The organism is Thermococcus chitonophagus, assembly GCF_002214605.1.
GTDB lineage: Archaea > Methanobacteriota_B > Thermococci > Thermococcales > Thermococcaceae > Pyrococcus > Pyrococcus chitonophagus.
Genome location: NZ_CP015193.1, coordinates 1,296,611 through 1,315,431 on the forward strand (window position 1 = coordinate 1,296,611; position 18,821 = coordinate 1,315,431).

21 protein-coding genes and 3 tRNA genes are annotated in these 18,821 nt (G+C 42.4%); 12 read left to right on the forward strand and 12 right to left on the reverse strand.

Translation table 11 applies throughout. The features are described from left to right. Position 1: 1 nt before the first annotated feature. Both A3L04_RS07285 and A3L04_RS07290 read right to left on the reverse strand, forming a co-directional pair. Entirely contained in the window at positions 2-2,083 is a 2,082-nt protein-coding gene (locus A3L04_RS07285) for a COG1361 family protein (RefSeq protein WP_068578332.1), read from the reverse strand. A gap of 72 nt (positions 2,084-2,155) precedes the next feature. Continuing rightward, a complete protein-coding gene (locus A3L04_RS07290) occupies positions 2,156-4,891 on the reverse strand; it encodes a DEAD/DEAH box helicase (RefSeq protein ID WP_068579599.1) in 2,736 nt (911 codons plus the stop codon). 50 nt (positions 4,892-4,941) lie between these two features. On the opposite strand from A3L04_RS07290, the gene hjc reads away from it, so the two are divergent. Then, positions 4,942-5,322 carry a Holliday junction resolvase Hjc gene (gene hjc, locus A3L04_RS07295; protein WP_068578335.1) on the forward strand — a complete coding sequence of 127 codons (381 nt, stop codon included), beginning with the start codon at positions 4,942-4,944 and terminating at the stop codon, positions 5,320-5,322. Next, a complete protein-coding gene (locus A3L04_RS07300; protein ID WP_068578337.1) occupies positions 5,306-6,883 on the forward strand; it encodes an Ig-like domain-containing protein in 1,578 nt (525 codons plus the stop codon). The genes hjc and A3L04_RS07300 overlap by 17 nt, the downstream gene beginning before the upstream one ends. Here the strand turns inward: A3L04_RS07300 and A3L04_RS07305 are convergent. From A3L04_RS07305 to A3L04_RS07320, 4 genes are read right to left on the reverse strand one after another with little or no spacing between them, the layout of a single operon-like run. Next, positions 6,858-7,460, reverse strand: coding sequence for a DUF447 domain-containing protein (locus tag A3L04_RS07305; RefSeq protein ID WP_068578339.1), 603 nt, complete (start codon positions 7,458-7,460; stop codon positions 6,858-6,860). The genes A3L04_RS07300 and A3L04_RS07305 overlap by 26 nt on opposite strands. Beyond that, entirely contained in the window at positions 7,457-7,741 is a 285-nt protein-coding gene (locus A3L04_RS07310) for a PRC-barrel domain-containing protein (protein WP_068578341.1), read from the reverse strand. Before A3L04_RS07310 ends, A3L04_RS07305 begins: the two co-directional genes overlap by 4 nt. Positions 7,742-7,784: 43 nt before the next feature. Beyond that, positions 7,785-8,237, reverse strand: coding sequence for a 30S ribosomal protein S19e (locus tag A3L04_RS07315; RefSeq protein ID WP_068578343.1), 453 nt, complete (start codon positions 8,235-8,237; stop codon positions 7,785-7,787). Between the two features lie 3 nt (positions 8,238-8,240). After that, positions 8,241-8,660 (reverse strand): YhbY family RNA-binding protein, encoded by a 420-nt coding sequence (locus A3L04_RS07320; RefSeq protein WP_068578345.1) that lies wholly within the window; start codon positions 8,658-8,660, stop codon positions 8,241-8,243. A 724-nt stretch (positions 8,661-9,384) separates the two neighbouring features. On the opposite strand from A3L04_RS07320, the gene A3L04_RS07325 reads away from it, so the two are divergent. From A3L04_RS07325 to A3L04_RS07355, 7 genes are all read left to right on the forward strand, one after another. Beyond that, positions 9,385-10,368 carry a hypothetical protein gene (locus A3L04_RS07325; RefSeq protein ID WP_068578347.1) on the forward strand — a complete coding sequence of 328 codons (984 nt, stop codon included), beginning with the start codon at positions 9,385-9,387 and terminating at the stop codon, positions 10,366-10,368. A gap of 70 nt (positions 10,369-10,438) precedes the next feature. Continuing rightward, positions 10,439-10,804 carry a chymotrypsin family serine protease gene (locus tag A3L04_RS07330; protein ID WP_068578349.1) on the forward strand — a complete coding sequence of 122 codons (366 nt, stop codon included), beginning with the start codon at positions 10,439-10,441 and terminating at the stop codon, positions 10,802-10,804. Between the two features lie 2 nt (positions 10,805-10,806). Further along, complete coding sequence (locus tag A3L04_RS07335; protein ID WP_068578351.1) at positions 10,807-11,361, forward strand: hypothetical protein; 555 nt, start codon at positions 10,807-10,809, stop codon at positions 11,359-11,361. Positions 11,362-11,590: 229 nt separating this feature from the next. Further along, a tRNA-Thr gene (locus A3L04_RS07340) sits at positions 11,591-11,667 on the forward strand. Positions 11,668-11,723: 56 nt separating this feature from the next. Further along, positions 11,724-11,810: transfer RNA gene (locus tag A3L04_RS07345), tRNA-Ser, on the forward strand. Positions 11,811-11,825: 15 nt separating this feature from the next. Continuing rightward, positions 11,826-11,900, forward strand: a tRNA-Cys gene (locus tag A3L04_RS07350). 360 nt (positions 11,901-12,260) lie between these two features. Then, positions 12,261-12,605 carry a hypothetical protein gene (locus tag A3L04_RS07355; RefSeq protein WP_157092435.1) on the forward strand — a complete coding sequence of 115 codons (345 nt, stop codon included), beginning with the start codon at positions 12,261-12,263 and terminating at the stop codon, positions 12,603-12,605. On the opposite strand, the gene A3L04_RS07360 is transcribed toward A3L04_RS07355, so the two are convergent. Then, a complete protein-coding gene (locus tag A3L04_RS07360) occupies positions 12,594-13,790 on the reverse strand; it encodes a pyridoxal phosphate-dependent aminotransferase (protein ID WP_068578355.1) in 1,197 nt (398 codons plus the stop codon). The genes A3L04_RS07355 and A3L04_RS07360 overlap by 12 nt on opposite strands. 171 nt (positions 13,791-13,961) lie before the next feature. On the opposite strand from A3L04_RS07360, the gene A3L04_RS07365 reads away from it, so the two are divergent. Then, positions 13,962-15,035, forward strand: a complete 1,074-nt coding sequence (locus A3L04_RS07365) for an NOG1 family protein (RefSeq protein ID WP_068578358.1) — start codon at positions 13,962-13,964, stop codon at positions 15,033-15,035. Here A3L04_RS07365 and A3L04_RS07370 read toward each other — a convergent pair. Together A3L04_RS07370 and A3L04_RS07375 are read right to left on the reverse strand one after the other, a co-directional pair. Further along, on the reverse strand, positions 15,009-15,572 hold the full coding sequence (locus A3L04_RS07370) for a DUF996 domain-containing protein (protein ID WP_068578360.1): 564 nt from the start codon (positions 15,570-15,572) through the stop codon (positions 15,009-15,011). The two genes, A3L04_RS07365 and A3L04_RS07370, sit on opposite strands and share 27 nt — an antisense overlap. A 62-nt stretch (positions 15,573-15,634) precedes the next feature. Further along, positions 15,635-16,096: a DUF2284 domain-containing protein gene (locus A3L04_RS07375; RefSeq protein ID WP_068578362.1), complete on the reverse strand. Its 462-nt coding sequence runs from the start codon at positions 16,094-16,096 to the stop codon at positions 15,635-15,637. A 71-nt stretch (positions 16,097-16,167) separates the two neighbouring features. Here A3L04_RS07375 and gcvH point away from each other — a divergent pair, with 71 nt between their 5' ends. Continuing rightward, positions 16,168-16,572 carry a glycine cleavage system protein GcvH gene (gene gcvH, locus A3L04_RS07380; RefSeq protein ID WP_068578363.1) on the forward strand — a complete coding sequence of 135 codons (405 nt, stop codon included), beginning with the start codon at positions 16,168-16,170 and terminating at the stop codon, positions 16,570-16,572. Here gcvH and A3L04_RS07385 read toward each other — a convergent pair. Continuing rightward, a complete protein-coding gene (locus A3L04_RS07385) occupies positions 16,569-16,772 on the reverse strand; it encodes a 30S ribosomal protein S17e (protein ID WP_068324258.1) in 204 nt (67 codons plus the stop codon). The genes gcvH and A3L04_RS07385 overlap by 4 nt on opposite strands. Before the next feature lie 76 nt (positions 16,773-16,848). On the opposite strand from A3L04_RS07385, the gene A3L04_RS07390 reads away from it, so the two are divergent. Beyond that, the gene (locus A3L04_RS07390; RefSeq protein ID WP_068578365.1) at positions 16,849-17,499 is read left to right on the forward strand and encodes a PHP domain-containing protein; all 651 of its coding nucleotides are present in this window, start codon (positions 16,849-16,851) and stop codon (positions 17,497-17,499) included. Here the strand turns inward: A3L04_RS07390 and A3L04_RS07395 are convergent. Beyond that, positions 17,485-18,033 (reverse strand): hypothetical protein, encoded by a 549-nt coding sequence (locus A3L04_RS07395; RefSeq protein WP_068578367.1) that lies wholly within the window; start codon positions 18,031-18,033, stop codon positions 17,485-17,487. The genes A3L04_RS07390 and A3L04_RS07395 overlap by 15 nt on opposite strands. A gap of 70 nt (positions 18,034-18,103) precedes the next feature. Beyond that, positions 18,104-18,772, reverse strand: coding sequence for a TIGR00703 family protein (locus A3L04_RS07400; protein WP_068578369.1), 669 nt, complete (start codon positions 18,770-18,772; stop codon positions 18,104-18,106). Between the last annotated feature and the right edge of the window lie 49 nt (positions 18,773-18,821).

Sequence of the window (18,821 nt, forward strand, 5' to 3'; positions counted from 1 at the left end):
GTCACTGAAGCACTTTTATCTCTCCAACTTCCTCTTTATCCTCTGGTTTCTTTGGAAGACCTCCTGGCCTTGGTCTCTTCTTCTTTGCCTTTAACTTTCTGAGTTCTTCTCTGTACTTTACCATATAATACCCAGTTCCAACAGCCACAGTACCAAACACTACTGCAAGGATGCCAAGAATTGTGGCAATTAGTTTATAGTTAGTCTCATGCTGTGGTGGCAAGAATTTGGACGTTATGTTCTGTATCTTCATAGCGAGGGGAGTTGGATTACTCTGCTGCTTTAATAAGCTTTCCACAAGGCCTGGAAGTTCTTCAGCTTTTGGTGTTTTCTCAACTACTTTAGTTTCGGTCTTTACAAGTACTTTGACCTTCGGGGGTATGCTGTCTATTAGGAGAACGTTTGGATACTCAACGGTATGCCAGTTCCCTAGTGGGTCCTGATACTTCAAACTCACGCTTAGAGGATATGCCCCCTCCTTGAGTACAAGATACTGACCATCAATAACTTTCTCTTCGCCACCTTTTATGATCCCTATTGGTATCTTATCTTTTCCATCAAGGAAGTCTCCTAAGTTAACCAATAGGGTTGCGTTCTTTATAAATTCATATTTCGGATTGTTACCGGTAGCTGAGACTTCAAACCTAAGCTTAATGGTAGAATTTGCTTGAGTCTTAACGAAAGTTGACCAAGTAGAGTTCGATAAACCAAGAACCTTTACCGTCACCTTAGGCAACGCATACACGTTGATTTTCTCAATAACATTGGACTTTATGGTTACCTTTCTTCCTGCTTCGTCATAATATTCAACTATAACCGGCCCCAGTGTGTAAGTCCCAACGGCTTTTGGCTTGAGGGTGTAAACAAGCACAGGCATTTCAGAGAACGGTTCGAGTCTGCTGAGCACCCAAGCCCCAATCCCACTTCTCAATTCAAAGTTATTCGGAACAGGGGCTATAACCTTAACCCTGAATGCGTTTCCTTTCCCGAGGTTCTTTACCTTTATGAAAACAATAAGCTCATCGCCACCTAGTAATAGGGACTTCTGGTTAACACTAAGCTCAGCAACAACTTTGGCCTCTCTGATTATAGGCTTTGCGAATCCTCCTACAGGGGTGTAGACTTTTACATATGTTCTGTTATATGCGAGATCAACGCCGTTGGGTGGTATCTCAACCCTTATTGGGGCTTTTGTGCAAGTATATCCGGTTCCCTCCCTTATCGTGAAAGATTCTAAGGTCTTCCCCTTGGAGTCCAAGAGTTTGAAACTTGAGTAGTATCCAACGCTGACAAGGTTTAGCTTGTAGGTGGTTGCGTTATACTCCAATGTCAGGGTTTCCCCTTTGTAAAGCAGGCCATCATAAACTAGCTGAACGATTTCAGTTTCATTAACTTGAACTGTCTGCTCCTCTTCTCCCGGATTTATTATCTGTGGATTCGTAAAGAAGAGCTCAGGAACATATATGTTCACAACCGCCTCATCATTTTTTGTCGCTTTAACTAACTCCACCACAACGACAGGAGATTGAGTCAGGTCGCTAGACACTTTATATCCTACTGAAATCGGTGAGTCTTTATCGAGTATCTTATACACTGAGGATCCGTCAGGATAGGTCACTTTCATCTTAACCTCATTGTCCGCAGGAATGTCAACAACCGTAAACTTGTACCTAGGGAACAAGGAAGGCAAGGTATAAGACTTACCCTCACTAAGAACAAGATTATCTTCAAGTACTTTCATTGGAGTTGAGAGGGTTATGTATACAACACCTCTGTCCTCCCATATTCCAGACACTTTGATTATAAGTTTCGGATTGTCCTTAGATGGGTAGTATCCCTCTTCTCCTTCTTTCAACAGGAAATAAGCAACGCGCTCTCCTCCTTGGTATAGGTCTATTCTAACACTACTCCAATCACTTGACACATCTCTGAATTGCACTTCATAGTCGCCAAATTTTATTGCACCTCCTAATTTTAGGCCTACAGTCGAAAGCTTCGAGTAGTAAGTCCCTGCCTTAACACTTGGGATGAAGAGACTAGATGAGATTACCAAGAGCAGAATTAAAGCCCCAACCTTTTTCATTTCCCACTCCCCCGTTATTTAATAATTCTTAAGTTTAGGAGTCCCGTAAAGTATAAAGGTCTTTTGGTGTCATCAATCCCAGAACTTTCTGGTCTTTATGTACATCTTTTCTAACTTCATTAGCTCTTTAATCAGCTTACTACTTGGGACACTGCCAAGAACCCTAGATGCCCCCTCAACGCCAACCCCATACGTTGCTAGCGCCAAAAGGGCATGCTTACCATATACTCTAAAAAGGTCTGAAGCCTTTAGTCCCTTTAGATAGCTCCTTTCCTCCTCTTTGGTAGGGGATTTTCCCTGCCGGATCTTTTTAAGGGCCTTAGTAAAGCTTTCAGCATCGAGAGGATGAAGGGGAGCAAGCATGACAGAGCCGCACTTTGGGCATTTAATATCCTCCCTGTCCATTACTCTGCCCACCTTAGTCCTCCAGCTCCATCCACAATTTGTGCACACAAACACGAGCTCTTTCTCCAAGAGAGACCGATAAAACATGTCCTCGATTTCCTTCTCATCAAGGGGTATAGTCAACAAAAACTCCCCAGAATACTGAAGATACTGGCTTGCTACTTTGCTTGGTTTTTCCGTGATGAATCCTCTGACCCTTATTTCTCCCCTCTCCATCTTGCTAAGAACTCTAGATGCTCCATTGATATCAATTTTTTCCTGAAGGATCTCATTAAGGGTTTCTTTCTCTATTATTGACCCTTCAAATAATTTTTCAACGCTTCTAATTCTCGCAGTTTTAGAGAGCGCACCAATCCTTCTGGCAACATTCAGCATCTTCCATTTGTAAATTGGGCTAAACTTTATCCCTCTAATCACTATATCCTCCACACGACCTCTTACTAATAACAACTCCTTTATCTCCTCAGGATTCAGAGTGAAGGGAGCCCAAATAACTATGGCATGAGCGTATGACCTAATGGAAAACACCATGCCATACTTTAGTGAGAGCAAGCTCCATACGTATCTAGCAAGGGCCTCATTAATTTTATTTCCAAAATCTGCATGGATGATTGCCACTTTCTTGAGAACCTCTATTATAACGTCTCTATCTGTTGAAAATTTATCTGAAACAAGCTCTTCCCTAATTGATTCTAGATCCCCAGGATCTATATTGACACCCTTCATAATCTCCATTGCCTTGTCAACTTCATACAGAAGCATTCTCTTCAGCCTTCCAACTTCAATAGCAACTTCATATGGAACTGGGATAAGTTCACCTTCCCAACTAGGGATGGCCCCTTCCACATTGCCGCTTTCTCTAACCTTTATGATCCTCCCATCTTCGCTAATCTCAATCACAAACCAGCTCCTACCGTGCATTATAAACTCCGATCCTTCTTCGATTTCCATTACGAAGTTCTCATCTAACCTGCCAACTATCTTGCCAGAGCCCACGTCAAGCACTAAATAGCTGACTTCGTCAGGAATCGTTGATAAGTTCTCAAAATAATACTTGTAAGATCTCCTACCAAGTTTCAGGATATCATTGACGACCTTAACTATCCCGGCATCTTCAAGCAGTTTAACGACCTCGAGATACTCCTCCCACTTCAGATCGCGATAGGGATATGCTTCCTTTGCAAGCCTATAGGGTTCATTAAGCTTTATTTCTCTATATTCGATGAGCAGTCCCACTATAAAATGGGCTAGAACATCTAGGGCATTCTTATATGGCCTCACACTCTCTAATTTCCCTTCCATAGCCCTTTTAGCTATCACTAGGCTCTGTAGATAGTCTTCAGGGCTGGTTGCAATGATGTACGCCTCACTAACCTCCCAAAGCCTGTGCCTGCTCCTTCCAGCTCTTTGAATTAACCTATTCACCTGCCTGGGGCTCATGTACTGGATAACAACATCAACATCACCTATATCGATCCCAAGCTCCATAGATGATGTACATATTAGTGCCTTTATCTCCCCCTCTTTGAGCTTCCTTTCCGCTTCAATTCTAGCCTCCTTTGATAAACTACCATGGTGAACCTCAACAGGTTTTCCCCATATCTTCAGCCTATGGGCCAGAATCTCGGCAAACTGTCTCGTATTGACAAATATCAGCGCCCGATTGTATTTCTCAACAATTTCCCACAAAACTCTAAGCCTAGCTGCGACTTCTAAGGGAACCTTCAGCTTCTCCGCGAGTTCTTTATCCTCCTCCTTAGGCTTGGGATAAAGAACGGTAACCTTGTACCTCTTTTTTATCCTGGGCTTGACTATTTCTTGGGCTTTCAGCCATTCCATTATCTCTCTTTCATTTCCGACAGTTGCAGATAGACCTATCCTAAGGAAATCGGCAATTAGTGCCAAACGCTCTAGGTTCAGGGAAAGCTGGGCACCTCTCTTGTTATCCACCAATTCAACTACTTCGTCAACTATAACGAACCTGATGTTCTTCAAGAACGGCCTCAGAGATTTCATGGTCAAGATTATTGGAAGTGTCTCGGGGGTTATAATTAAGATGTGAGGGGGATTCTTAACCTGTCTTGCTCTCCTAGAATATGGGGTGTCCCCATGCCTGACTTCCACCCTCAATCCCAGCTTCTCTCCCCACCACCTAAGCCTCTCCAAAAGATCCCTGTTTAGTGCCTTGAGGGGAGCAATATACAGGACAGAAATCGGAGGTAAGTTCTCTTGGAGGATGACATCAAGCGCTGGAATTATCGCCGCCTCTGTTTTGCCGCTTCCTGTAGGTGCCACTATCAGAACACTCTTTTTATCCCTAGCAATCACCTTAAACGCTTCAAGTTGTAAGGGATTCAATTTACCAAATCTTTCTTTGATAGCCTTCTTTAAGAGTATGTGCATCATAGGCTACAAAGGAAACTGACTTAAAAACGTACCTCAAAATGAAGGATATGTATAGGAAAGGTGCCAATGCCGAAAGGGAATTAATAAGGATGCTCGAACGACACGGGTTTGCTGTAATAAGATCGGCTGGTAGCAAGAAAGTTGATCTCATTGCCGGCAATGGAAAGAGATATCTCTGTATAGAGGTTAAATCGACGAGAAAAAATGAGATATACCTTAAAGAAAAGGAGGTTAAGCAGATACTTGAGTTTTCAAGAAAATTTGGCGGCATTCCGATACTAGCCGTTAAGTTCATTGGAAGAGGATGGAGGTTCATTCCAATAGAGGAATGCCAGAGCATCAAGCTCAACGCTGAAGGTGGCTTTCCCTTGGAGGTTATTATTGGGATACAGAAAACATTAGGTGAGCAAAATGAAAGTCATGAGTAAGGCAATAATTTCGTGTCTGGTAGCTTTAGCGCTTGCCAACGTTGTTATTGCCCAACCAATACTAGTTCTCACTGTTTATCCAAAGGAGATTGAAGGAAAGCCGGGAGATATAGTGAGCTTCAACGTCCTTTTAAAGAACGTTGGGAATTCTTCTGCCGAAAATGTCACTGTCTTTGTATTTGACAGAATAAAGGGTATACTGTTCACGCAGGGCTTCATAAAGAACATACCCCCCAACACTACAGCCAATATAACGCTTAAGGCATACTTGCTCAAACCAGAAGCTGGAGTTTATACCATTAAAATCGTCGGAAGGGTTGGCAATTACCTCTCAGAGGACTACCTTCGTTTAAAGGTCAGGTCTGTTATAAACTATACCCTTGGCATTACAGGGGAGAGGAAGATTGTGTATGGAAATAATGCATCACTAACATTATCCATAAACTCCAATTCAAACGTTCTTCTTTATGGCGATGCAAAGCTAATAATAATGAAGGACGGGCGTGTTCTAAAGGTACTTAGCTACAAGCCGATGATAGAGCCGTGGGGATACTGGAGAAAGAGAATCACACTACAGGATTTGAAGATAGGTAACTACACCGCGATATTTACCGCTAACTTTTACAACAGGATTAAGAACACGACATTCCATTTTGAAGTCTTCAGAAGGCCGTTGAAGTATAGGGCCTATTTCTTAAACGGAAATATAATCGTTGAAGTAACAGAGAAGGAAAAGCCTGTAGAAGGAATTAAGGTTCGTATAGGAAATGAGACATTTTATACAGACGAAAATGGAATTGTAAAGTTCCCAGTGTCCTCCCCAGGGACGTATGTGATCTGGGTAGATCTGGATGGCCTGCTATCCCAAAGCGTGATCACGGTGGAGAAGCCGATAATAGTCCCAAGCATTGAAAACTCTACCTTATTGGTAAGGGTCTTTAATTCGGTCGGCGATCCGCTAAGCAATATTACCGTAAAAGTTTCCTCTCAGAAGGGGGAGTTCTATAATATAACGGACAGCAATGGAACTTGCCTGTTTAACTTGAAGAGCATTGGTTATGGAATGATAAAGATAGAGACAATAAGCTCGAGGTACCTGCCCTCAGAGTACTCGCTAGAGGTGAAGCCTCCTGTCCAAAAACCAACAACTTCTACAACCCCCACCCCCACTCAACCGCCAACAACTACCAATACCAAACCTCAAAAGACGGAGACTGGTATAGCGACAAGTATAACAACAACTCCTACCCCCGAAAAAACCGGAATTGATAAAGTGCTAGTCGCACTTCTACTTTCATTTGCCGTGATCCTGAGTATAAGCTCATACATAGCATTCTTCAGACCCATAATAGTTGAGGACAATGTGGGCAAGTACCACTTCATCCGAGTGAAGGCGCCAAGGTTCATTCCGCTGAAGAACTTTACGTATGAAAAGCTTGCTAGTGTAAAGGAGGTATGGGCAGAAAAAGGAGATGTTAAAGTTGAAGGCAACAAGGTAGTATGGCATATTGAAGAGCTAGAGCCAGGAGAAGAAGCTACCCTTCACATGATTCTCGCCTAGAGAGGTTGTATATTACTTCGGCTATTTTTGACTTCCCTCCAAGCTTTTTGTACATTTTATACAGGTAGTTCACTTTTTCCTCAAGGTCGTCCGCTTTAATTCCCCTCCGTCTTGCGACGAGCAACCTGCTGGCAAAAACTCCCAACTCGAGTAAAGCGTTGTCCGCTCTACTTATCGCGCGAGGAACAGTTTTCGTGACTCCCACTGCTACGGGCTGAAGCCTGCACTTCAGCGCTCTGCTACTTCCCAAAAAATCTGAAATAATTGTTCGTTTACACTGAGCGTATCCCTCAATCCAGGAATATCCCTCGATTTTTCTAAGAGACACCTCCTTGCATTTACCAAACTTCAGCCTGGGGAATACGTTAAAAGCCAAAGACACTAACAACTCTACATCATCCACTACCTGAATTACAGCTTCACTATTTCTAAGAAGATCATGGTAGCTTTTCCCCTCAAATATCGTGAACTCAAGGATGTTACTTTCCCTCACAACTCCAATTGGGGTCAAATTGGAAGAAGTAATCAGGAGGACTTCATACGTCTTTCCCTCAACCGGAAAAAATTCCCTTATCATTTTGCCCTCGCAACTTTTGCAAGCTCGTTTGAGTCGACAACTATTACCTCCCCAATGCTCTTCACGGCCCTCATTGGGATTACTATGAGCCCATCCTCTGTCACAACGAATGAACTCGTATCAAGATCTTCATCGGGATCCGCAAGAATCGCAAGTATTTCCCCTTTTTCTCCCTGACTCCCATCTTCATCGAATAGAATATCATACACCCATCCCAACCTGATTCCCGTGTCCGTTATAAGCTCAACGTCCCTTAGTTTGGAAGCTCTTATCCTGACCATTGGCCATCCCTAAAAGTTGTTAAAATAGAAGTATAAAAACATTTCAGTACTTCTTGAGCTCAGGAATAACTTCCTCAAGCTCCTTCTTAAGCTCAGTAGCTATCTTATCAAGGAAGCTCCTGCCCTTTGGAGTGATAACCCTGCCCCTGCCCGGAACTTTCTCAACGAAGCCTGCAGCTTCCAACTGCTGGAGGGCCTTCCTGATAATGCTACCTCCTGCCTTGTAGAACCTCTCTGGAGCATGTCCCCTGTTCTTCCTTCCACCGTAGTACGTCCTGAGCCTCTCAATACCGACAGGACCGTCGATGTATACCCTCCTGAGGATTGAAGCCACCCTATAGTACCACCAGTCTTCCTGCTCTGGGAGCCTCTCCTTGTGTCTTCCGGTCTTGACGAACGGCGCCCACTCTGGAGGCTTTATCTGGGGAATTTCCTTAAGCCTCTGAGCGACCCTCTCAACCAAAAGATCACCGGGAACATCATAAACTGTCGCCATTCCTCAACCCCTCCCTCTTTTGAATTTCTTCCTGAACTCGAGGATATCAAGCTTGATCTTGCGAACGGGTTCTTCTTTAACCCTCTTCTTTGATTGCTCCTTCATCTGGAGCCTCTTTAAATACCTTTCCCAACCCTCTCTCGGCTTGAATAATATAAACCTTTTGCCCCTAACTTCCAAGAGTTCACTGTCGGTTAGCTCTGCGACCTTTTCAGCTATCTCCTTCCTCGTCATTTTTGTTGCTATCAAAGCTCCTTTCCTAATTTCAACCTTGAGTACTCCAGTTCTCGCCAGCTGAGTTTTAATTTCCTTTATTACGCTTTCCTCTAGTCCTCTCTTTCCAATCCACGCTCTAGGTTCAATATCATAATATCTCGCCCTAAGGGCTCGCCTAATCTTGCCCGGTAGTCTTTTAGTAACCATGACCTCTCACCTGAATCTCATGGGATTTCTGGGCTTTTTAAAGGTGTCGCAGTATTTTCAATATTTAAATTGTAGGTCCAAATTTAATAGAGTCTTAGAGAAGTAGAGCGAAATTCCAAGAGAGACCAAAGCTTATGTGCTTACCACACTTTGGTGATCCCAGCTTGATAGTCTGATTATTTTTTCTCTATATATCAGATATCAGGATTATGATATGTGCATATTTTTGAGAAATTATTCAACCACTAGAACCTCAAAAGGGCTTAATTGCAATAACTCTCCTCGATGGGATCACATAAGATATATTCTATGGTCTTGCAAAGGGTGCAATAGCTCTTTCCATACTCTTTAATAATAGAGGAATCATTAAGAAGCTTTCTGTAATCCTTTACCTCTAGATAGATATGCGGAAATCTTTGCTTGGCACATTTGCCTTATCCAAAATACCAACTATAGTGAGCTTTCCAAATTATAATTATAAAACTATATCTAGAAGCTACATCTTAGGAATTACACAAGATAATCTTAAAAGCTAAAACTTTATAATTGTAGGAATTTTCCTAAAAACCCTGACATATTGATGCTTTTCTTTATAATCAATGTATAAATATGGTCAGAGAAAATTGAAGAATTGTTTTTATTGTAATAAAATATCAATGCCCTCATAATATTAAATAAAAAACTTAAATACTTAAAATTTAATTTTGTATAATGGTGATACCAAGTGCAAGGAAAGTTATTGAGTATTTTGTTACTTAGTTTATTATTTTTAAGTTCCATAACTAGCGCGAATATAATTGAGAACAGCAAGGACAAAATTTGCCAGCCTGTAAATTATTGGGTTTTTGAGGATGGGCGGTGGGTTCAGAAGAGTGAGCCTAGGGTCTGGTGGTATTGTCAAGAGCCTAGGAAGGCTGGAGGTTTTGAGGGGTTTGCGTTCAAAGAAATGCCTTATGGCTTGTTTAAGAAGCCAGATTCAAGGATTCTGCACCAAGCTGCAAGAGATTTAATGAATTTAGTAGGAATTGATGAACTTCACGGGAAATTCTCCACAAGCTTGCCCTCTTATGGAGGAATGTTCATCAACGAGGAGAAAGGACTAATTTTCGTATACATAAAGAGTGAGGAAGATAAAGAGAAACTCAAAAAAGCATTAAGAAAATACAAAGGAAAAGTCAACATAGTATTCCTAAAAGGAAAATACAGCTTTAAACAATTAGTAAAGTGGAAAAAACAGGTAGAAAAGCTTGACATCGAGACTGTTAAAAAACTTGGAATTACAATGATTGATGCTGATGAGGCACACAACACTCTGACTATTGGCTTGAAAGAAGTAACGTCAGAAAAATTAAAACTCCTTGAAAATGAACTGGAAAAACTTGGAATACCTAAAGAATCCGTGAGAATTGAACAAAGAGAGTATATAATGTTACATAACGACAGAGACCATACTAGAATTAACAAAGATTACATCAGACCTCTCATTGGGGGAATACAGATAACAAATAAAGAGTTGGGAGGAATTGGCACATTAGGTTATGTTGGATATTATGGTGGCGAGAAATATGCCATAACAGTTGGCCATTTTGGGATTTATGGTACCAGTGGACAGCATGTTTATCAGCCAGATACAAATAATAAAGCTTATTATATTGGTCGAATTACGCACAATCCCTTTTTCAGAAAAAAAAGGATCTGTTTTCTATAGGTATAGTGACTCCCTATTAATTTACATAACAAATGCTGATATATCAACAAAAATTTACCTCAATGGAAATGTGATTGGAAAGAGGTATTCCGCTGAGCAACCCATTGGCGGGAGAGTATATAAAGTTGGTAGAACAACTGGAGAAACTTATGGCTCAATAATAAATAAGTGTGTGACACTTGTAGTGGAATACAGAAAGGAAGAACAACTTAAGTATGGATATCCACCCGTCGCTTACTTTTATTGTCAAATGGAAGCTAACTATTATGCTGCAGATGGCGATAGTGGAGCTCCAGTTTTCTACAGTTATAGAAATGTAGCTGCAGAACTTTACGGTATACATGTGGGGGTTACAAAAACGGGCTCCTCTATATATAGCCCAATAGACGGGATTGAAAAGGACTTAAGAATAACCCTTGACATTACTGGGGGATGAGCATGAACAAAAGAGTTATCCTTATGATCTTCCTTGCTTCCCTTTTCATTTTAGGGATTTTATTATTCCATATCCATGTTAAACATGAAATTCCCGAAGAAGAATCCATTCAGTGGATGCAAAATTGTTCTAAATTTGTAGAATATCCCGTTCCTGAGGATTTGCCGTATGAAGGGTGGAAGAGCACTAAATGGGGACAAGTTCATCCAGAGAAAAATATCACGATAGTTCTCATTCTCCGAGTTAATGGGAGATGGGAATTCAACCTTACTGGGTGTTCCTATATAAACAACACACTCTTTTTAAGATTCAATGCAACAAAAATTCCTGAGGAAAACTCCGAGTTCCGAAGTTATAGCAGAATTCGCCGGTATATTAGAATTCGCAGGACGAGCCCGAAGCCATCAAATGAGTACGAAACTAAGACTGTCGAAGGCATACTAGAACCCCTTGTATACGAGACATCTGTATGGATCCTCCCAAAGGTAGTCCCAGATAATATTGTAGCATATATCAGGGGAGATATTAACAAGGAGATAGTAATACACCTGAACTGAAAGGTGATTAGCTCTGTAGATTTTTCCAAGAGCTGACGCTAGGGTGATCAATATTTTTATCTAAGCCAATACACTTAAAGGATATCATCATAGGAAAGGGGACTAAAGGATTTCCACCTTGCCTCCTTCTAAACAAAATTTAATTGTTGGCAAAAATAGTCAGAGGACACTGATAGATAGAGAGCAAAGTTTATAAGAGGCTCACTTAGTTAAGGCAAAATGGGCACGAGCCGGGATAGCCTAGCCTGGTGGGGCGGGGGACTCGTAATCCCCAGGTCCCGGGTTCAAATCCCGGTCCCGGCTCCACAGCTCTTATCCAAAAACTTTAAATATCCTCCATAAACTCACAACCTATCGGGAGCGCCGCGGTAGCCTAGCCTGGTAGGGCGCCGGCCTGCTAAGCCGGTGGGCGTGGTCCCGCCGGGGTTCAAATCCCCGCCGCGGCGCCATTCTAATATTGTAATGCCGGGATAGCCTAGAGGCCAGGCGGGGGACTGCAGATCCCCTCTACCCGGGTTCAAATCCCGGTCCCGGCTCCACAATATTTTTCTATGAATTCCCCTAGAGAAGTAACATGGACTATTTTCAAGACTCCAAAAGGATAGAAGGAGAGATATGGAACTGCTTAGATGTGAGAGGGAAGATAGTTCTCGACGTTGGCCTAGGGAATTCAACAAGAAAACTGTTCGATCTTAGGAGCTTATGTTATAGTTGTAGAGAACGATATAAAGAGTCCTCAAAAATTATCTTTCGATCCCCATAATACTCTGCGACTTCCTGAAGCTTCCGTTTAGGGGGAGATTGCAGATATAACAGTTTTCAGTTTTGTCCTGCACGAAATAAACCCTAAATTTCATCTAGAGGCTCTGTTTGTGGCGAGAAAACTTGCTCAAACGGTTATGATAGTCGAGCCAGTACCAAGTGGAAATGAAGCTTACCTTAGATTTGCGGAACTGTGGAGAAAAGCTATGACAAGCATTGGAAGATATGAAGTGTATCAACTCCCAGAATACTGGTGGAGATTAGCTAAGGAGGCTGGATTTAATATCACTCTGAAGAAAATCATTAGATGGAATTCATACGTGCCCAGTGAAGTCCTGATGAATATGGGAGAAGAAACTGTTAAAGAGTGGAAGGAGCTTGGAGTTCATAAAGAGATAATTGAGGAATTCAAAGAATTTCTAAAAGAAAAACCAAAAATGAAGTGGTCCGACATAGCAGTCATAGTAGCTTCAAGAGCTTAGCCTTTCCCTCATGAACTTCTCAAACCTATCCATGGCCTCCTCAAGGATTTCAACTGGTGGCAAGAACACCGCCCTGAAGTGGCCTCTTCCGTACTCGCCAAAGCCAGAGCCATGGACAAAGAGGACATGGGCATTGTGCAGAACATCTAGAACAAACTCCTTATCGTCCTTCCAGGGGCCATCCTCTATCTTGGGGAATATGTAGAAGGCACCCTGGGGCTTAGTGGTGGATATTCCCGGGATCTCGTTTAGTCTCTTGTAGATGTAGTCCCTCCTCTCCTTCAGCTTTTTCATGTACTCTTCAAGGTAGTCCATTGATCCAGTTAAGCCTGCTATGGCCGCAAATTGAGCGGGAGTGTTTGGGCAGATTCTTATCCTTGCCAGCTTATCGACCGCTTCCCTTATCTCGGCGAGCTTATTCTCAGGATCAACGTAGTAGAGGTAGCCAAGCCTCCATCCAGTGGCAAAGTAGACCTTTGAGAGGCCGTTCATCACTATAACCGGGACATCCTTGGTCAGGGATCCTGGGGATACATGCTTGCCCTCATACGTCATAAGGTCATATATCTCATCACTTATAACAGGAATGTCATACTCTCCTGCAACGTTGAGGATTTCTTTTAATGTTTTCTTTTCGTAGAGGGCTCCAGTTGGATTGTTTGGATTTATGACGGCTATCGCCTTTGTTCTTTCGGTTATCTTCCTTCTTAGGTCATCGATGTCAGGCTGCCATCCGTCCTCCTCAACCGTCCTGTACTCTACGGGAACGCCTCCCAGGAACTTAACCAAACCAGTGTATGGAGGATAGCTCGGACCTGGGATCAAGACCTCATCTCCAGGATCCAAGAGCGCGCCAAATAACAGCTGTAGCGCCTCAGTAACTGCTGCAGTCACTCTTACATCCTCAGGAGTTATGTCAACTCCATTCTTCTTTTTCTCCCTCTCGACTATAGCCTCTCTCAGCTCGAGAAGACCCTCACTATCTCCATAGTAGTTGTGGCCATCCTTAATTGCCTTACAGTATGCCTCCTTCATGTGCTCAGGGGGCTGAAAGTCAAACTTCACTGGGTCGCCAATGTTCAGTCTTATAACCTTAATTCCCTTCTTTTCGAGCTCTCTCGCTGGTAGAACAACATCCCTAATTGCGTACTCAATCGAGAGTGCCCTTTTAGATGCCTTAATCATATAATCACCATGAAATATTATATCGATCCCAGTTAAATTATTTGTTCAAAAATTTTTCCAAATTAAAATGTTCATACAAGAAAATCTATCGAGACCAGATGGGAAACCGTTTATAAGCTTCCCAAGAGTATGAGGTGAAGGCTAAGCTCACGATAATCCGGAGGTGAGAAAATGAGGAATCCTTTTGAGAGAATGCCAACCGTGCTTACCGCTGATGAATTAATAGATAAAGCCTTTAGGCGAGCTGAAAGGGCTGCATCTGCCTTTAAGCCCAGGGGGGATAGAGTGAGAAAGGCAAGACAAAGGGAAGAGCTTAGGATAAGAACAGTGAGTAACGTGATAAGGGACAATCTAAGGAAGGTACTAGAGCGAACTCCTGGTTTATCAACACTTCCTAAATTCTACCAAGAGCTGGTCGATGTACTTGTTGACAGGGATACATTCCACAAGGCCATGGCTGGCATAGATTGGGCAATAAGGATGGTGAGGGAGCTGGAGGAGAGATACATTGAGAGGATCAGGTACTCGAGGGATCCAGATGAAATGGCCCAATTGAGGAGGCAGTTCTATGGCAGAGTTGCAAGCGTTCTTCGTGACATAGATGACAGGCTCAGGTATCTAAACAAGGCCAGAGAGGTTCTAAAAGACCTGCCGGTAGTTGATTTGGAGGTTCCAACCGTTGTCATAGCTGGACATCCAAATGTTGGCAAGTCAACCCTACTTAAGGCCCTCACGACTGCAAAGCCAGAAATAGCTAGCTATCCGTTCACGACCAGAGGAATAAACGTAGGACAATTTGAGGATGGGTACTTTAAGTATCAAGTAATTGATACTCCAGGGTTACTTGATAGACCAATAAGCGAGAGAAATGAGATAGAAAAGCAAGCAATATTGGCCCTGAAGCACCTTGGAAAATTAATCATTTACATCTTCGACCCGAGTGAGTATTGTGGATTTCCAATAGAGGAGCAGATGCATCTGTTCGAAGAGATATACAGGGAGTTTGGAGAGTTCCCATTCATCGTTGTGCTAAATAAGGTAGATGTGGCCAAGGAAGATCAAGTAAAAGTTATTGAAGAATTCGTGAGAAAGAAGGGACTTGAACCAATAAAAATTTCAGCAATGAAGGGTATTGGGGTAGAAAAAGTTAGGGAGGAAATCGTGAAAAAGTTGAGACCTATGGCCCAAGAACTCGCAAAGAAGAAAATTGAAGAGGAACTAAGAAGATACAGAGCTGACCTCTGACTTCTGTACTTCTTCGGGTAAGGAGAAGAAGGCCACTATCTCAAGGATCGCTGCTATTATAGCGATTAAAGCTCCTATTCCTATTATTAGCAGTATTGCTCCTATGAAGTATAGCAAACCTGCCGTTTTGAACATGTCCACCCCAGTATACTGTGCTATGAGCTCGTAGCTTTTCTTCCTGAAGTACATTCCAATTATCATTGCTATCCACAGAATTATGAGGCCAACTAGTACAACTCCTATGAAGCTTAAGATATTTGTCGGCATGAGCTCTTTTGGATTCAAGAACGCTGCACCCACGGTTGCTACAACTATTATTATAAAGACTATCAATCCACCAACGATTGCTATGAATGCCTTGAGGAAATAGCTGAAAATATCTTTATCTCCGGTTTCGTCGCTTATTATTTTCACTGCCAGGAAAATTAGCACTAAGCCTACAATTGAGAGAACAAAACCTATATGAGGTACCAGTGGCCCTACTAGACCTATTATTGCTCCAATACCACCATACATCTTTGCATTACTCATTGACATTTGGATCACCATGTAAGGTGAACAGGATTTCCTTATAAACTTTACCACATTAAGTTCGAACTTCAGTCTATAAGTATTAATCCATACAAGACAGGTTCATTAAAGTCTAGTGTTACAATTGAGGTTAGTTCTATGCCAACGGCATCAACACTTGGTCTTACTTTTTCTGGCATTTTACACACTCCTGTTGTCTCAAATGTGCATTCTTCGCACAAGTTGCAGTTTCCTGGGAAAAGTGCTATGGCATATGGATAGCCATTCCTGAAGTATTCTTTCTCCTTTTCTAAGAGCCATAGTAAAATTCTCCTCTTCTCCTTTTCGAAGTCCTCTGTATTGATCTTAAACTTCACGAGTAGCGCTTTCTTGTAGTGCTTTATGAGATCCACGGTATCCCTCCAAGAGGGGACATGAGGAGGACAGCTCGGTCTTTTGCCGTACATGGGACATGCCATGCACTTCCATACTGGCCTTGGAGATACGACGATTGAACTTGCGTCAATTTCCCTCTCCCAAACAACTTCCATTTGACGATCTCCCCTAACCAGTATGCAAGGCTTTAAAAATGATATTTTGTATTCCTAAAATGGTGATCCCCATGATCGAGGTCGGAGAATACAAGGTAAAGGAAGGACTGTACTATACAAAAGACCATGAGTGGGTTAAGGTTCTCGACGACGGAACTGTCCTCGTTGGAATTAGCGATTATGCACAGAAAGAGCTCGGCGATTTGGCGTATGTTGAACTACCTGAAGTGGGAAAGGAAGTAAATAAGGGCGATGTTCTATGTGAGGTTGAGAGCGTAAAGGCGGTAAGCGAAGTCTATGCTCCAGTTAGCGGAGAGGTTGTTGAGGTAAATGAAGAGCTCAGTGATAGCCCAGAAAAAATCAATGAAGATCCATACGAGGCATGGATAGCCAAGATAAAGCCAAAGAACTTAGAAGAGGAGTTGAAGGAGCTAATGGATGCAAATGCTTATGCGGAGTACCTAAAAACGCTTTAAAGTATCTTCCCTTCCTTCTTCATTCTCATAAGCTTTGTCACGTAACCGGCGATCCTGTTTCTTATCTTCTTGCTAGTTACGTTGGTTAGTTCTTGAACCTTCTTCTTGTTGTGCTCGAAGTCCGTGGTGAACTCATTTGGATACCTGTCAACTAACTCCCTCGCGACCCTCTTAATGAAACCCTGCCTGATCTTTCCCATTCTCACCACCCCTCCTTATTCATCCACTCTCCGCTAAACCGTAGCAGTTTTAAACTTTTACCTGCATCCACCGAGCATGATGGACTTGCATACACACACAAGATATTCGGATGGTATAGGTTTAATAAGGGACAACGTTTCCTGGGCAGAAAAAAGGAGACTTAAAATAGTAGGAATTAGTGACCATATCCACTTCTTCACCCCAGGAATATTTTCCAAGTACGTGAGAGAGATCAGAACTGTAAGAGACGAGAGCGAAATTGTAGTACTCGCCGGGATAGAGGCAAACATAACTGAGAGCGGGCCAGACATAACGGAAGAATTTGCAAGAGAGCTCGATTATGTTATAGCTAGCGTGCACGAGTGGTTTGGAGAGGGAGAGTGGTATAGGTACTTGGAGTACGTTAAAAAGGCTATAATAGATGAAAACGTAGATATAATAGGCCACTTTGGCAACACCTTCCCCTGGATAGGATATCCTCCATGGGAGGAGGTTCTCGAGGTTATAAAACTCGCAGAAGAATACGGCAAAGCCTTCGAGATAAGTGCCAGGTACAAAGTCCCGGATTTGGATTTCATTAGAGAATGTGTAAAAAGAGGAGTCAAGCTTTCACTAGCAACTGACGCTCATAGACCGGATGACGTTGGAAAAATAGAGTGGAGCCTAAAAATGCTTAAAAAAGCAGGAGGAAGTGAGGAGGATCTAGTGTTCTCAGAGCTTCTCTAGGACGTCCTTAGCTATATCTCCAAGCTTAACCCACTTCATGCCTTCAAATGGCAGTATTATCTTATCTTCAACCCCTGTAAGCTTCTCCACATCATCCCTATACTTGCTCAGGCCAAGCTCTTTGATCAGCAGCAGAGCAAAGGCTATGGTGTTCTTGTCCCCCTCTGATAAAAGCTTTGGAACATGCTTGTCTATTGCATCTTTGAACTTAGAACCGTGAACTTTAACTATTTCCATTGCAAGTCCCATGGCTCCCTCTTTAACGTAAGGGTTCTTTGAGAGAACTAGTGACAACGCTTTATCAACGAGATCTGAGGAAACATCTATAGAATCGGGGCTCTCTCTGAGAATCGTCATTAGGACAAACAGTGCATCTCCAACAGTCCCAGGGTTGGAATCTGATAGCAGTTCTATAAGATCTCTTATTGTTTTTTTGTCTTTTAGTGCCTTTTCAATTACTTCATCCATTTTATTCTCTTCCATTAGTTTCTTTATTTTATCTTTTCCTTTTTTACCAAATGAAAATAGGCCCATCTTGCCCACCTTAATTCAAGAAATCAAAAAATTAGGATTTAAAACTTATTCCCTAAAAATGTTGAGATTATCAATCAAGCATGCCTAAGACCTTGTCGACTTCGTTGGCAACTTCCACATCGAACAAGTGAATTGTCGGAATAGTCCAGAAGACCCTATAATTGTGGGTCTTGTCCTCTTCTCCAAAGTACTGGAACACGAACCTTCCGAACCCAGTTAAATCTCTGTGTATATCCCTAACCTCTCTGAGTACTCTCCTAACCTTTGGGGGATACTCCTCATAGGGCAGGGGGATTGAGTTTATGAAGACATTGTCCTTGTAAAAGTCGGTTGTTAATCCAACGGCCCTAACAGTTTTCAATAGCTGAGTAAACTTTTCCTTTTCCCAGAACCTCTTGAGTATTATCCTGGGGTCCTCTTTAGCTAAGGGAAATCTCGCATCTTCCTCCTCGAGCCAGAACTCCAAGTAGGGCTGGCCTCTCTCAATAACTATCCTCGCTAGCAACCTTGCGTTCTCCGGGATCTCTTTCTGAGTTTCTTCAATGTGGTATTCCTTCCCATGAACGGTGTATGTTTCTCCCTCTTTTCTCTCGCCAACCTTCGATACAAAGTATGCCCTCTCTCCTTCAATAGTTCCTAGGTGCAGATCATACCCCCACGCCTTAAGGTCCCTCATTCTGAACCTTCTCTCTGCTGGCACAACTCCAGGGTTCTCAATTATGTAGTAGCCCTCTAGCACTTTTTCCTCACCAATAGTTATTAAAACGTGAGAGCTTTTAAAGCTTTGG